This is a genomic window from Pseudomonas sp. HMSC065H01 (genome assembly GCF_001815235.1).
In the GTDB taxonomy this organism is placed as follows: domain Bacteria; phylum Pseudomonadota; class Gammaproteobacteria; order Pseudomonadales; family Pseudomonadaceae; genus Pseudomonas; species Pseudomonas aeruginosa.
This window is the reverse complement of the sequence record NZ_KV819937.1, coordinates 202,403-216,614: the sequence shown is the minus strand read 5'-3', so window position 1 is coordinate 216,614 and position 14,212 is coordinate 202,403. Positions and strand designations below refer to the sequence as shown.

At 65.6% G+C, this 14,212-nt stretch carries 11 protein-coding genes; all 11 read right to left on the bottom strand.

Annotation, left to right across the window (positions count from 1 at the left end; all coding sequences use genetic code 11):
* Window positions 1–728 (bottom strand): tetratricopeptide repeat protein (locus HMPREF3014_RS30550; RefSeq protein ID WP_134539195.1); only part of this gene is annotated, 728 nt, incomplete at its 3' end.
* Between the two features lie 8 nt (window positions 729–736).
* On the bottom strand, window positions 737–1,612 hold the full coding sequence (locus HMPREF3014_RS30545; RefSeq protein WP_025982370.1) for a tetratricopeptide repeat protein: 876 nt from the start codon (window positions 1,610–1,612) through the stop codon (window positions 737–739).
* Between the two features lie 3 nt (window positions 1,613–1,615).
* On the bottom strand, window positions 1,616–3,853 hold the full coding sequence (gene pldB / locus HMPREF3014_RS30540) for a type VI secrection system-dependent phospholipase D effector PldB (protein ID WP_009877208.1): 2,238 nt from the start codon (window positions 3,851–3,853) through the stop codon (window positions 1,616–1,618).
* Window positions 3,850–6,222: a type VI secretion system Vgr family protein gene (locus tag HMPREF3014_RS30535; protein WP_023087880.1), complete on the bottom strand. Its 2,373-nt coding sequence runs from the start codon at window positions 6,220–6,222 to the stop codon at window positions 3,850–3,852. The genes pldB and HMPREF3014_RS30535 overlap by 4 nt, the downstream gene beginning before the upstream one ends.
* A 270-nt stretch (window positions 6,223–6,492) precedes the next feature.
* Window positions 6,493–7,293, bottom strand: coding sequence for an N-formylglutamate deformylase (hutG, locus tag HMPREF3014_RS30530; protein ID WP_003095940.1), 801 nt, complete (start codon window positions 7,291–7,293; stop codon window positions 6,493–6,495).
* The gene (gene hutI / locus HMPREF3014_RS30525) at window positions 7,286–8,494 is read right to left on the bottom strand and encodes an imidazolonepropionase (RefSeq protein WP_003114456.1); all 1,209 of its coding nucleotides are present in this window, start codon (window positions 8,492–8,494) and stop codon (window positions 7,286–7,288) included. Before hutI ends, hutG begins: the two co-directional genes overlap by 8 nt.
* Window positions 8,491–10,023, bottom strand: coding sequence for an HAL/PAL/TAL family ammonia-lyase (gene hutH, locus HMPREF3014_RS30520; protein ID WP_023087881.1), 1,533 nt, complete (start codon window positions 10,021–10,023; stop codon window positions 8,491–8,493). The genes hutI and hutH overlap by 4 nt, the downstream gene beginning before the upstream one ends.
* On the bottom strand, window positions 10,020–10,850 hold the full coding sequence (locus HMPREF3014_RS30515; protein ID WP_016264079.1) for a quaternary amine ABC transporter ATP-binding protein: 831 nt from the start codon (window positions 10,848–10,850) through the stop codon (window positions 10,020–10,022). The genes hutH and HMPREF3014_RS30515 overlap by 4 nt, the downstream gene beginning before the upstream one ends.
* A complete protein-coding gene (locus HMPREF3014_RS30510; protein ID WP_003095946.1) occupies window positions 10,847–11,698 on the bottom strand; it encodes an ABC transporter permease in 852 nt (283 codons plus the stop codon). Before HMPREF3014_RS30510 ends, HMPREF3014_RS30515 begins: the two co-directional genes overlap by 4 nt.
* Before the next feature lie 24 nt (window positions 11,699–11,722).
* Window positions 11,723–12,691, bottom strand: a complete 969-nt coding sequence (locus HMPREF3014_RS30505) for an ABC transporter substrate-binding protein (protein ID WP_023087882.1) — start codon at window positions 12,689–12,691, stop codon at window positions 11,723–11,725.
* A gap of 117 nt (window positions 12,692–12,808) precedes the next feature.
* Entirely contained in the window at window positions 12,809–14,212 is a 1,404-nt protein-coding gene (locus HMPREF3014_RS30500) for an amino acid permease (protein WP_003114460.1), read from the bottom strand.

Sequence of the window (14,212 nt, the reverse complement as noted above, 5' to 3'; positions counted from 1 at the left end):
TGCAGCTTCTCATCGGGGGCGTACCACATTCTGTCAACATCGGGACTAGTCTTATCAAAAACTCCGGACATGAAGAAGGCAGCATCATCATTTCCTTGGCTTGCAGCAAGAAGGTAATAGCCTGCCGCCTTTGGGTAGTTATGTGCCACCAAACGATAGTACATCGCCAGCTCGTAATTGGCAGGAGCATAGCCCTGGCCTGCAGCACAGTTCGTATATTTCAGCCCCAACTCATCCTGACCAGCAACATATATATATAGCCTTCCTAACTCAGTTAATGCTGGTGGATTACCCAAGCTTGCAGCCTTATCGAGAAAGGTAAGTCCATCAGTCGCAGGATTCTTGACGCCAGCACGATTTCCGATCATTGCCGCCATATCGTAGAAACCTTGAGGAACCTTCAAATCGATCATCTTCTGGTAGAGATCTAGAGCTTTCTGAGTATCCTTCTCCACACCGCCTGGCCAACCGGTACGATAGAGGCTCGCCAAGTTATGCATAGCCTTCCAGTGACCACGCTCAACTGCCTTACTGTATAGATCGACGATACGAGGCCACGGACGCAAGGTATCGGGCTTGGCCAGGGTCGCCGCTTCGCGATACCAAGCATCGGCCTGCGGGTCCAGAGGGGGTAGATGGTCCTTTTCGTTAACGCAGACAAAAGGCTTGCTGTCAGCCATAGCGGGAACTGCTGCGAGACAAAGTACAGCCCATATTCCAATAGCCATTAGCCGAATCACTGACCCGGCTTCCAGTCGGGTCGAGCTGCGTCGTAGCCCTGGACGGGGTGGGGTGGCAAGGGGTTATCTTTTACCAAACTGGGAAAACGAAGATCGGGGTCGGCATCAATTTGCAGATAGAGGGAGTAGTAGAATTTCTCAAGCTTTTCATCCGGCGTATACCACATTGCACTTGAAGGAGGCGTCCTCTTTCCGAAGACGCGCGAGAGAAAAAAGGCGGCACTCCTGCCGCCTTGAGAGACGGAGACTTGATAGTATCTAAGTGCCTTTGGATAATTATGCTCAACCAACTCATAGTAGCTTCCAAGCTCATAGCTCGCCGGAGCATAACCTTGACTGGAAGCACAACTGGTATACGCCAGCCCCAATTCCTTTTCCTTGGCCACATAAATATAGAGTTTACCCAACTCGGTCAGTGCTGGCGGGTTCCCCAAACTAGCGGCTTTATCCAAGAAGGTCAGACCATCGGTAGCAGGGTTCTTAACACCGGCACGATTACCAATCATTGCCCCCATGTCATAGAAACCTTGGGGTACTCCTAGGTCGATCATCTTCTGGTAAATATCCAGAGCTTTCTGTGTATCCTTCTCTACTCCACCAGGCCACCCCGTTCGATAGAGATTTGCCAGGTTATGCATCGCCTTCCAATGGCCACGCTCCATTGCTTTGCTGTACAAATCGACAATGCGCTCCCACGGCCGCAGAGCGTCAGGCTTGGCTAGGCTTACCGCCTCGCTATACCATGCGTCAGCCTGCGGATCCAGCGGGGGAAGATGGTCTTTTTCATTGACACAGACAAAGGGCTTGGTCTCAGCCATAGAGGGAGCTCCGAAGATCATCAGGAATACAATCAGCCAAGAAAAAAAACGCATCCCTTAATCCACCGTAAAGCTCGGGCTATAAGGTGTTATGACATCCCAGAACCGTAATAGATGGCTAGTGAGAGGTTCATCGTTTCGCTGCTGTTTCCAGTTCTTGTCCATTGTTTGATTCCAAAGTTCAAAGTTGTCCTTGGTTGTTGCAGCCACTTCATACGCATGTAGTCCCCACAACTCCTCCCGCATCGCCCTCGCCAAATCCGGATTGGGCTGGGCAATCCCCAACTCGCTGTCGCTATGCATGCTGCGGACATTGATATTGGCCGAGCTGAGCAGGGTATAGAGGTCGTCCACCAGCAGCAGCTTGGAGTGCACGTAGATGTGCTTGTAGCGCGCCTTCAGCGGCGGTGCCCCGAGGGCGGCCTCGGCTTCGGCGGACAGGCGCGCTGGCGGCGGGCTGCCGGGGGCAGGGTCGCTGGTGGCCAGGGTGGCGACGACCACCTTGAGGCCGGGTACTTCGGCGAGTTGATAGGGCTTGTCGTCCTCGCCGGTGTTCTTCGCCAGTCCGGGAATCTCCTGCGCGCCGAGATCGCCGAGGCGTTGCTCGACTTCCGGCGTCACGCCTTTCTCTTCGAGCGCCTCGATCTTGCGCTCCAGCCGTTCGATGTTGTTTTCCTGGCCGCGCCGGACATAGGGATCGGGATGTAGGTTTTCCCTGACCTGCTTCAACTGCTCCCGCTTTTCCCGCAAGTCATGCGCCAGGTCGCGCTGTACCTGCGGCATCAGTTGCTCCTGGCCCAGGCCTTTCATCATGTCGTAGGTGGTCTTAGAGGCGTCGCTGGAGTCGGGGGTGTTGGTCACGACGAACAGGTACAGGTCGCCGGGCACGCCCCGGGCCTTGCGCACCTGCGCAGTCTTCCGCAGGCGCTCGGCGAAGCCGGCATAACGGAAGTACTGGTTTTCCATGTAGACGTAGTCGGTGGCATTGCCCAGGGCCTTGAGATAGTGCTCCAGGATCGAGCGCTCGTCGTCCTGCGGCTGGGTCCGGCAAATCTGCGCGACGCTGTTGCTGGCGGGCGTGGCGATCTTCGGCAGCGGCAAGGCGTCGCGCTCGGCGGTCAGCGATGGCGTCGAGAACCAGCGCTTGTACCACGGCGTCTCGAGGTCCCAGGCCTCGCTGAAGTTGCGGCTGAGGTCGGCCAGCACCGGGCCCTGGACCTGCATGGAGATATCCTGCCAGGGCCCGAACCCGGGATCGCGACCGGCGGCGCGGTCGTCGAACAGGTGGGCGCTGGTGTCCCAGTAGTTGCGGTGCATGTTGTGACCCATGACGAAGCCGATGGCCTGCGGGCTGCCATAGTCGACCAGGACCATCTTCTGGTGATGGCTGGCGAACTGGGTGAGTACCAGCAACTGGCCGATGCCCAGGTCGTCGATGCCATCGGCGCGCAGCAGGTGGATCAGGCTTTGCAGTCGCCCATTGACGAGGCGCACTTGCTCGCCGTTCATCACCGGTCTGGCCGTCTGCTCGAAGTCGCGGGTACGGAACTCGACGTTCTGCAACCCACCGCCGCGTACCGCCTTGAACCAGTCGCGGGTGAATATCTGCCCCCAGGGATCCTGGCGGGTGCCGCCGGAACCGCGCTTGCCGCCGTAGCCCTGGGCCTCGCTGCTGTCGAGAGTGCGCTGGATCTCGGCGTTCTCCGCCTCCAGCTCGGCGATGCGCGCCCGCGCGTGGGCGGCGCCCCGCGGGTCGAAGCTCGGCAGCCTGCCTTCGCGGTGCAGCCGTTCCGAGCGCTCCAGGGCTTCCTGCTGCCGCGCGATGAGGTTGAGGTTATGCTGGCGCCGCTGCTCCAGTCGCAGCACCTCGTTGTCCACCGCGCTGCCGCTGGCGACGCCCGAGCCCGCCCAGGTGCCGCCGGAACCGCCGACGCCGGCCCCGGGGATGGTGTTTTCCTTGAGCCTGGCGAGTTGGTTGCTCCAGACCAGCACTCGCGCCTGCACTCCTTCGCGGCCCTTCGTCTGCAGCAATTCGCCGATTCGCGGTCCGTCGGGGCGTTTGAAGCGCATGGCCGGGTCGAAGCCCCAGGTGATGATGTCGATGCTGTGCCGGGCCGCTTCCATCGCCGCATGCACCGCGTCGAAGGCCGCCTGGCCATTGATCAGCGGCTTGATGTGCACACCCGCGCGCGGCGGGTAGAAAGCCTTGTTGGCGAACCAGTCGAGGGTCAGCCGGACGCTGCCGGCCTGTTGCGCGTATAGCTTGAGGGTCTGCGGTTTGTACAGGTCGCTCATGGCGTGGGCTCATCCTTGTCGGCGGCGCCGGGCCGCGAGGCGTCGCGCCGGTAGGCGTCCGGGGCGGAACGCGGCTTGTGCTGGGGCATTTCCGCCCGGTAGTCGCGGAACCCCTGTTGGGCGAGCCGGTCGTCGACCTGCAGTGCGTCCGGCCGGTCGACCATCTTCACTTCGTAGGCGTGGCCATTGGCCGTCTCGATACGATAGGTGCGTTCGCCCGGAAGCGGTTCGAAGCTGATTGCGCCGCCTTCGTCGGCGATGCCCTCCTCCTTGAGGGCACCGTTGGCGTAGAGCCGATACGGTTGCCTGGCCGCCGATGCCACGCCGGGCAACGGACTGAGTTCGAAACGTAGGAGTTTCTGCGGCGCTTCGCCGATCTTCTGGGCGATGGCTCCCAACAAGGCGCCTCCCGCCGCCGCGGCGTCGGCCGCGAGCGGTTGCAGCGGCGACAGCGCGCGAACGCCGCTACCGATGCCGGGGCTGCCGCCGCTGTTGATCATCACCTGGGCGCCGTCGAGGGTGACACCGCCCGGGTCGAGCCTGGCGAAGCTGCCACCGCCCTTTAGGGTCAGCTCCATGCCTGCCTCGATCACTACCTTGTCGCCGGCCTTGAAATGGATCTCGTCGCCCGCCTCGACGAACTGGCCGGTGCCGATCCTCAGGTGCAACGCGTCGGCGACGCTGAGGTGGTCGGCCGCCTTCAGTTCGACCTTGCGGTCGGCATGGACCGTGCGCTGTTCCTCGGCCCTGAACTCGCTGTAGCTATCACCCTCGACCGTGTCGTGGCGCTCGTGGCCGACGCGGATCTTCTGGTCGTGCTCGATGTTCTCGTCCCAGTCGCGCTGGGCGTGGACGAAGATCTGTTCCTGGCCCTTGCGGTCCTCGATGCGCAGTTCGTTGAAACCGCCGCCGCCGGGGTAGCTGTCGGTCTTGAAAACGCTGCGGGTCTTGTTCTGCGGCAGCTCGTAGGGCACCCGGTTTTCGCTGTGGTAGAGGCAGCCGGTGACCAGCGGCTGATCCGGATCGCCCTCCAGGAAACCCACCAGGACTTCCATGCCCACCCGCGGGATGGCGACGCCGCCATAGCGCTTGCCCGCCCAGTTGGAGGCGACGCGCAACCAGCAACTGGTGTTGTCGTCGGCCTGGCCGAGGCGATCCCAGAAGAACTGCACCTTGACCCGGCCGTATTGGTCGCAGTGGATGGTCTCGCCGGCGGGGCCGGTCACGACCGCTGTCTGGCAGCCCAGCACGCGTGGCCTGGGATGCTCCAGCGGGGGGCGGAAATGCGCGCTCCAGGGAGTGGCGACGAAATGGTTGCGATAGCCCTGGCGGAAATCGCCCCGGCCCTGCGCGACGTCGCTGTCGATCGACTCTTCCAGTACCTGCGGCTGCCGCCCTTCGTGGAGAACCTCGGTAAGCAGCCAGAGATCGTTCCATTCGCCGCGGGGATGCGCGGACAGCGTCAGGAAGTGTCCGCTGAGCAGCGCCGGTTCGTCGCTTTCGCCCCTGGCCTGTAGGTAGTCGGCGCGATGCCGTTCCAGCGCGCGCCGGCTCAGGTGCTTGCCGCGCTCGCGGTGGGTGAAGCGGCCGGGATAGTCGTAGTCCTCCAGGTCCGGTTGCTGCGCCACGAGCTGCGGGCCATGGGCGGCCTGCATCTGCAACGCGGGTTGCTCGAAGTCGTAGTCGCGCCGGGTAACCCGGCTGGCACGGGTGTCGAAGCGCACGCCGAAGCGCTTGACCACCGGCTGGTCGGCGACCAGCCCGGCGTCCTGCACGTAGGCGACGGGGCGTTGCAGCCGCGGAAAGGAGGTCTGGTCGTCGCCGAAGACCAGCACATGGCCCTGGGCAGAAAACTCATGGTGGTAATGGATGCCCTCCTCCTCGCAGAGCCTGCTGAGGAACGCCAGGTCGGTTTCGTCGTACTGCGTGCAGTATTCGCGGGCCGGGTACGGCGTCGGACCCAGCTGGAAGCGGTAGGCGTCGGCGAGAATGCCGTGGCCCTCCAGCACCCGACCGATGATTTCCGGCACGCTGAGGCGCTGGAAGATGCGTTGGTCGCTGCACAGCCCCAGGTAGGCCAGGCGCGGCTCCAGGGTCGCGCGATAGCCGGTCAGGCGCTTGCCGGAGTCCCCCTGGGCGATGCTGGTGAGCTGTCCGTGGACCCCTTGCCCGCTCGGCGAGAGGATCAGGAAGGCCGGCTGGTGCAGCAGCGCGTCGAGGTCCAGATCGGATCGCTCGCTGACCAGCTCCAGGTCGAAGCGAAAGGGCTGGCTGATGGCTTCGCGACCGCGGAAGGCGAGTACCTGGAAGTCGTGCCGGAGGTTTTCGATGCGAAGGCTGAAGTGCGTCTGGTTGGCGGGGGCGAACATTCACTGTCCTCTTGGAAACGCAGCCGTGCGTTCCTGGCGTATTCGGTTCCGGGCGCGACGCGCCTGAGCCCGCGCGATGGAAATGCTGGCCGAGAGGATAGAGGAGAACAGTTGTGCAACTCTTTGCGCACTCGGCCTCCCGGTCGCATCAACGCTGACCTCAATAAATTTGTAACAGAAAATTTCCAGAATGCCGACGCGGACGCCCCACCCCATCCGCGGCATTCACGTCCGCCAGGACGGGCCAGGCGTCCGCCGCCTCCGAGCACCTCAGGCGTAGCGCTCGCGACCCCAGGCGAGGAGGCTTTCCAGCAGTTCGCGGATGACTGCGCGGGTCGCTTCGGCGAGGTCCGCGCGGTAAGCGAACGGGGCCTGCTCGTCCATGTAGGTGCACTGCGCCAGCTCCAGCTGGACGGCATGGACGTGCTGCTCCGGCTGGCCGTAGTGGCGGGTGATGTGGCCGCCCTTGAAGCGCCCGTTGAGCACATGGCTGTAGCCTTCGGCGGCAGCGCAGACCGCCTCCAGGCGGGCCGCCAGCGCTGGATCGCAACTGGCGCCGGCGTTGGTGCCGAGATTGAAGTCGGGCAGTCGGCCGTCGAACAGGTGCGGCACGTGGGAACGGATCGAGTGGGCGTCCCAGAGCAGCGCGTAGCCGAACTCGGCCTTCAGCCGCGCCAGTTCCTCGGCGATGGTCCGGTGGTAAGGCGTCCACACTTCGGCCAGGTAGCGCATGCGTTCCTCGGCGGACGGCGCCATGCCTTCGCGGTAGAGCGGCCGGCCGTCGAACAGGGTGTCCGGATACAGGCCGGTAGTGGCGGTGCTGTACAGCGGCTTGTCGTCGGAAGGGCGGTTGAGATCGACCACATAGCGCGAATAGTGGGCAGCCAGGGTGCTGGCGCCCAGTTCCTCGGCGAAATCGTAGAGCCGGGGAATGTGCCAGTCGGTATCGGTCAGCGCCCGCGCCTCCTCCACCAGGCCGGCGTCCACCGCCGGGGTCAGGCGCGTGCCGGGGTGCGGCATGCTGATCAGTAGCGGCACGCGGCCGCGCTTGAAACTCAGGACTTCATCCACGGTATACCTCCTCGGCGTGGCGAATGACGCGTTTCGGCAGATCGCCACCCAGCCAGTAGGCCAGCTCCGCCGGACGCTCGATGTCCCAGGCGACGAAGTCGGCCAGCTTGCCGACCTCCAGGCTGCCGTGGCTGGCTTCCAGCCCCAGCGCCCGGGCGGCGTGCAGGGTGACACCGGCCAGCGTCTCCTCCGGGGTCAGGCGGAACAGGGTACAGGCCATGTTCAGCATCAGGCGCAACGACAGCGCCGGCGAGGTGCCGGGATTGAGATCGCTGGCAATGGCCATGGCCACGCCGTGCCGGCGCAGGGCATCGATCGGCGGCAGCTGGGTCTCGCGCAGCAGGTAGAAGGCGCCCGGCAGCAGCACCGCGACGGTGCCCGCCTCGCCCATGGCGCGGGCGTCGTCCTCGGTCATGTACTCCAGGTGGTCGGCCGACAAAGCCCGGTAGCGCGCCGCCAGGCTGGAACCGTGCAGCGAGGATAGCTGCTCGGCGTGCAGCTTCACCGGCAGGCCCAGCTCGCGGGCGGCGATGAATACCCGCTCGACCTGCGCCGGGGAAAACGCCAGGTGCTCGCAGAAGGCGTCCACCGCGTCCACCAGTCCCTCCCCGGCCAGCGCGGGGAGCATCGTCGAGCAGATATGCTCGATGTAGTCGTCGGCGCGCCCGGCGTATTCCGGCGGTAGCGCATGGGCAGCCAGGCAGGTGCTGCGCACGGTCGCCGGCAGGCGTTCGCCGAGGCGGCGGATGACCCGCAGCATCTTGCGTTCGCTGGCCAGGTCGAGGCCGTAGCCGGACTTGATCTCCAGCGCCGTCACGCCGTCGCGCAGCAAGGGCTCCAGGCGCTTGCGCGCGCTGGCCAGCAATTCTTCCTCGCTGGCCTCGCGGGTGGCGCGTACGGTGCTGGCGATACCGCCGCCGGCGGCGGCGATCTCGGCGTAGCTGACGCCCTCCAGGCGCTGCTCGAATTCGCCGCTGCGGTTGCCGCCGAACACCGCGTGGGTGTGGCAGTCGATCAACCCCGGGGTCAGCCAGGCGCCACCGAGGTCGATGCGTTCGGCGTAGTCGCCGGGCGGCAGTTCGGCGCGCGGGCCGATCCAGTGGATCAGCGGACCGTCGGTGACCAGGGCGGCGTCCTCGACGATCGAGTACTTGCCGCCCTTGAGGGTGGCGGCATGGCAATGCTGCCAGAGTCGTTTCATTGCAGGTCTCCTATGCTCGCGGCCAGCCTGGCGAGACTCTTCCGCTCGCCGAGGATGGCCGCCGCGCTGGCGATGTCGGGAGCCAGCCAGCGGTCGGTGTCGTACGCGGGCACGCGCTCGCGCAGGATGCCCCAGGCCGCCGCGGTGCCCTGGCCGAAGCGTTGCGGGGCGAGGAATTCGAAGGCCTGGGCGGCCAGCAGGTACTCGATGGCGAGGATCCGCCGGAGGTTCTCCAGGGCCCTGCCAAGCTTGAGCGCGGCACTGGTGCCGAGGCTCAGGTGGTCCTCCTGGAGCGCCGAGGTGACGAAGTTGTCGACCACCGCCGGCTGCGCCAGCTGGCGGTTCTCGCCAGCCAGGGAGGCGGCGACGTACTGGGTGATCATCATCCCCGAGTTGACTCCCGGCTTGCCCACCAGGAACGCCGGCAGGCCGCTGACCAGCGGGTTGACCAGGCGATCCAGGCGCCGCTCGGCGACCCCGCCCAGCTCGGCCACGGCGATCGCCAGCAGGTCGGCGGCCATCGCCACCGATTCGCCGTGGGGATTGGCCTGGGATACCACCCGGTAGGCTTCCGGCGTACCCAGCAGCAGCGGGTTGTCGGTGGCCGAGTTGAGTTCGGTCTCTATCTGCCGCGCCGCGTGGGCCAACTGGTCACGGCAGGCGCCATGGATCTGCGGTATCGAGCGGATGCTCAGGGCATCCTGGGTGCGGATGCCGCGGGCGTTCTCCAGTACCTGGCTGCCAGCCAGCAAGGCTCGCAGATTGGCGGCGACCCGCTGCATCCCGGGATGCGGCTTGAGCGCAACGATCTCGGCGTCGAACGCCGCCAGTTGGCCGCGCAGGGCCTCGAAGCTCATCGCCCCGATCACGTCGGCCCACTGCGCCAGGCGCTGCGCGTCGTCCAGGGCCAGGCAGGCGAGGCCGGTCATGCACGGCGTGCCGTTGACCAGGCAGAGCCCGTCCTTGGCTCCCAGGCGCACCGTCGCCAGGCCTTCCGCCGCCAACGCGGCGGCGGCCGGCACGACGCTGCCGCGGTAGCTGACCTCGCCGATGCCGAGCAGGGCGATGCCGACGTGCGCCATGTGGGCCAGGTAGCCCACCGAGCCCTGGGCCGGCACCTGCGGGGTAATGCCGTGGTTGAGCAGCGCCAGCAGCCCTTCCACCAGCGAACGGTCGAGCCCGGACTTGCCCTGGCTGTAGTTGGCGACGGCGGCACAGATGATCGCCCGGGTCTGTTCGTCGCGCAGCGGCTCGCCGACCCCGCAGGCATGGCTGAGCAAGGTGTTGCGCGACAGCTCGGCGAGCTGCTCGCCTTCCAGCAGGACGTCGCACAGCGCGCCGAGGCCGGTACTGATGCCGTAGGCACGCTCGCCGTTGGCGACGATACGGCAGACGATGGCGCGGGCGTTGTCGATCCGTGCCCAGGCCGCCGCCGACAGTTCCAGGCGCGCACCGTGCCGGGCCACCGCGACCAGTTCCTGCCAACGCAGCGGACCGTCGCCGAACACGACGCTCGGTAGGTCGCTCATAGGTTCGCCACCCGCCGCTGGACGAAGCGGTCGACGTAGTCGTCGGCCGGCTGGTGGAGGATTTCCCGTGGTGTGCCGACCTGGATCAGTTGGCCGTCCTTGAGGATCGCGATGCGGTTGCCGATGCGTACCGCCTCGTCGAGGTCATGGGTGATGAAGACGATGGTCTTGTGCAGGGTTTTCTGCAGTTCCAGCAACTGGTCCTGCATGTCCGCGCGGATCAACGGGTCGAGGGCGCTGAAGGCCTCGTCCATGAGAATGATCTCGGTGTCGGCGGCCAGCGCGCGGGCCAGGCCAACGCGCTGGCGCATGCCGCCGGAAAGCTGGTGCGGATAGGACTTCTCGTAGCCCTTCAGGCCCACCGTGGCGATCCAGTGCAGGGCCCGCTCTTGGCACTGCGCCCGGCTTTCGCCGCGAACCTTCAGGCCGTAGGCGACATTGTCGAGCACGCTCTTGTGCGGCAGCAGGCCGAAACTCTGGAACACCATGCTGATCTTGCGCCGGCGGAATTGCCGGAGGGCTTCCATGTCGTAGCGCAGGATGTCCTCGCCATCCACCAGGATCTCGCCGCTGGTGGGGTCGATCAGGCGGTTGAAGTGGCGCACCAGGGTCGACTTGCCGGAACCCGACAGGCCCATGATCACGAAGATCTCGCCAGCGCCGATGGACAGCGACAGGTCGTTGACGCCGACCACGCAGCCGGTCTGCGCCAGCACTTCGGCCTTGCTGCGTCCCTGGCGGATCAGCGCCAGCGCGGCATCGGCGCGCGGGCCGAAGATCTTGAACACGTTCTTCACTTCGATCTTGTTCATCTGCGCACCGCTCATTTGCTCGTCTCGTGCCGGGAACGGCCATAGGCCTGGGTGATGCGGTCGATCACCACCGCGAGGATGACGATCGCCAGGCCGGCTTCCAGGCCCTTGCCCACGTTCAGCGTCTGGATGCCCACCAGTACGTCTTCGCCGAGGCCGCGGGCGCCGATCATCGAAGCGATCACCACCATCGACAGGGCCATCATGGTGGTCTGGTTGATCCCCGCCATGATGCTCGGCAGGGCCAGCGGCAACTGCACGCCGAACAGTTGCTGCCAGCGGTTGGCGCCGAAGGCGTTGACCGCCTCCATCACCTCGCTGTCGACCTGGCGGATGCCCAGGTCGGTGAGGCGGATCAGCGGCGGCGCGGCATAGATCACGGTGGCGAAGATCGCCGGCACCTTGCCCAGGCCGAACAACATCAGCACCGGGATCAGGTACACGAAGCTGGGCATGGTCTGCATGATGTCCAGCAGCGGCATCAGCACCGCGCGCAGGCGGTTGCTGCGCGCGGCGAGGATGCCCAGGGGGATGCCGATCAGCACCGAGATGAAGGTCGCCACCAGCATCAGCGCGAGGGTCTGCATCAGCTTGTCCCAGAGGCCGACGGCGCCGACCAGGAACAGCAGGCCGGTGATCACCAGGGTCGGCAGCAGGCGCCGGGTGGCGTGCCAGGCGATCGCCGCGACGATCGCCAGCAACAGCCACCAGGGCGTGGCGCGGAGTAGCCCTTCGAGGTTGACGATGGCCCACAGCAGGGTGTCGGAGATCTTGCGGAACAGGTCGCCGTAGTTGGTCACCAGGGCGTCGACCCAAGCGTTGACCCAGTCGGCGATGGAAAATGTCAGGCGTTCGGGAAACATGGTCTGCTCTCGTCGGTCGTGGGTTCAGAGTGCCGCTTCGATCTTCTTCGCCGCGTCCTCGTCGACCCAGGCGTGCCAGATCTCGGGGTGCTCCTTGAGGAATTCGCGCGCCAGGCGCGCTGCATCGATCCTGTCCTTGGCCATCCGCGCCAGGTCGCTGTTCAGCAGCTCCGCCGGCAGGTTGACCTTCTCCAGCACCGCCACCAGCTCCGGCGCCTGGTCGTGGAAGGTCCGCGACAGGCCGACCTGGATCCTGATGCGCTTGTCGACGCCGGGCCTTTCCTCCAGGCGCACCAGGTCGGCACGGCCCATCAGCGGCGTCGGCGACCAGTAGTAGAACAGGATAGGCTCGCCGCGCCGATAGCTCGACAGCACCGCCGCGTCCAGTGCCGGGCCGGTGCCCGGACGGAAATTGGTGAACGTCTCTTCCAGGCCGTAGCTTTTCAGCATCTCGCTGTTCTCCAGCTCGCAAGTCCAGCCGGCCGGGCAATTGTAGAAGCGCCCCTTGCCCGGCTCTTCCGGGTCGCGGAAGACCTCGGCGTACTGCGCCAGGTCGGCGATAGAGCGCAGCTTCGGCGCCTTCGCCTCGAGCTTGCGCTGCGGGTCGCCCTCGATCACGTAGCGCGGCACGTACCAGCCCTCCTCCGCGCCGACGATGGGTTCGCCGACGCCGACCACCTTGCCGGCCGCGGCGGCCTTGTTCCAGGCGTCGCTGCGGCCGATCCACTCCTCGGCGAAGACCTGGATGTCATTGGTGCTCAGCGCCTGCTCCATGGTGATCGAGTTGCCCGGCAGGCTGTCGGTGGTACAGCCGTAGCCCTTGGCCAGGACGAACTGCATCAGTTCGGTGAGCAGCGTCCCGCTCTCCCAGTTCAGCCCGGCGAATTTCACCGCCTTGCCGGACTCGCACCAACCTTCCGCCTGGGCGCCCGCTGCGGCGGCGAGCAGGCCGAGGGCACAGAGAACACTCAACATCGACTTCTTGTATCGCATGGTTCGACGCTCCAGATGCACGATTGGGAAAGGCAGTTGGAAAACCTGCGGGCCGCGCCCGGGGGAACGGCCTCGATCATTGTTATTGGCCGGCGGCTCAGGCCGCCGTCGGTTCCGTCACAGCCCTCCCTGGGCCTGAAGCACGCCATGCGCGGCATCGCCCTTCGGCCTGACCCAGCGCCGGTAGGCGATCACCAGCAAGGCGATCCAGATAGCCCCGACCCACAGGGCCGGGCGGGTGTCCGGGAAATAGCCGAGCACCACGAAGATGAACAGCATGAAGACGATCGCCGCCGCCGGCGCGAATGGCCACAGCGGCACCGGGAACTTCAGCGCGGCGACCTGGCGCGGCCCCATGCGCCGGCGCATGCCGACCTGGGCCAGGAGGATCATCAGCCAGACCCACACGGTGGCGAAGGTGGCGATGGAAGCGATCAACAGGAATACGCTCTGCGGGATCAGGTAGTTCAGCGCCACGCCGAGCAGCAGGGCCACCGCCATCAGCAGCACGGTCATCCACGGCACGCCGTGCCGCGACACCCGCGAGAAGCCGACCGGCGCCTGGCCCTGGCGGGCCATGCCGTAGAGCATGCGACCGGCGCCGAAGATGTCGCTGTTGATCGCCGAAATCGCCGCGGTGATCACCACGACATTGAGGATCGCCGCGGCCGACTCGATCCCCAGGCCGTCGAAGATCTGCACGAAGGGACTGCCGTTGCTGCCGATCTGCTGCCAGGGGAAGATCGCCATCAGCACGAACAGGGTCAGCACGTAGAACAGCAGGATGCGCAGCGGCACCGCATTGATCGCCCGCGGGATCACCCGCTGCGGGTCCTGCGCCTCGCCGGCGGTGATGCCGATGATCTCGATGCCGCCGAAGGCGAATACCACCACCGACAGCGAGGCGACCAGCCCGGCCCAGCCGTTGGGCAGGAAGCCGCCGTGCTGCCACAGGTTGTGCACGCCGGTGGCGGACGTCGCCGCGCCGCCCAGGCTGAAGCCGAAGAACATGATGCCGAGCCCGGCGAGAATCATCGCGACGATGGCGCCGACCTTGACCAGCGACAGCCAGAACTCCAGCTCGCCGAAGACCTTGACATGACAGAGGTTCAGCCCGCCGATGAACAGCACGATGGACAGTACCCAGATCCAGCGCGGCACGTCGGGAAACCAGAACCCCATGTAGATGCCGAACGCGGTGACATCGGCGAGGCAGACGATGATCATCTCGAAAGCGTAGGTCCAGCCGGTGACGAACCCGGCCAGGGGGCCGAGATAGCTGCTGGCGTAATGGCCGAACGAGCCGGACACCGGCTCGTGCACTGCCATCTCGCCGAGCGCGCGCATCACCATGTACACCGCCGCGCCGGCGACCAGGTAGGCCAGCAGCACCGCCGGCCCGGCCATCTGGATGGCCGATGCGGAACCGTAGAACAGGCCGGTGCCGATCGCCGACCCCAGTGCCATGAAACGAATATGACGGGCGTTCAGTCCGCGCCGAAGCCCCGTGTCGTGCGTCAT

Bases quoted from the DNA above. Each gene is read 5' to 3' on its own strand.
- HMPREF3014_RS30545 (WP_025982370.1), bottom strand. From the start codon at position 1,612: ATGCGTTTTTTTTCTTGGCTGATTGTATTCCTGATGATCTTCGGAGCT.
- pldB (WP_009877208.1), bottom strand. From the start codon at position 3,853: ATGAGCGACCTGTACAAACCGCAGACCCTCAAGCTATACGCGCAACAG.
- HMPREF3014_RS30535 (WP_023087880.1), bottom strand. From the start codon at position 6,222: ATGTTCGCCCCCGCCAACCAGACGCACTTCAGCCTTCGCATCGAAAAC.
- hutI (WP_003114456.1), bottom strand. From the start codon at position 8,494: ATGAAACGACTCTGGCAGCATTGCCATGCCGCCACCCTCAAGGGCGGC.
- hutH (WP_023087881.1), bottom strand. From the start codon at position 10,023: ATGAGCGACCTACCGAGCGTCGTGTTCGGCGACGGTCCGCTGCGTTGG.
- HMPREF3014_RS30515 (WP_016264079.1), bottom strand. From the start codon at position 10,850: ATGAGCGGTGCGCAGATGAACAAGATCGAAGTGAAGAACGTGTTCAAG.
- HMPREF3014_RS30510 (WP_003095946.1), bottom strand. From the start codon at position 11,698: ATGTTTCCCGAACGCCTGACATTTTCCATCGCCGACTGGGTCAACGCT.
- HMPREF3014_RS30505 (WP_023087882.1), bottom strand. From the start codon at position 12,691: ATGCGATACAAGAAGTCGATGTTGAGTGTTCTCTGTGCCCTCGGCCTG.
- HMPREF3014_RS30500 (WP_003114460.1), bottom strand. From the start codon at position 14,212: ATGACGCACGACACGGGGCTTCGGCGCGGACTGAACGCCCGTCATATT.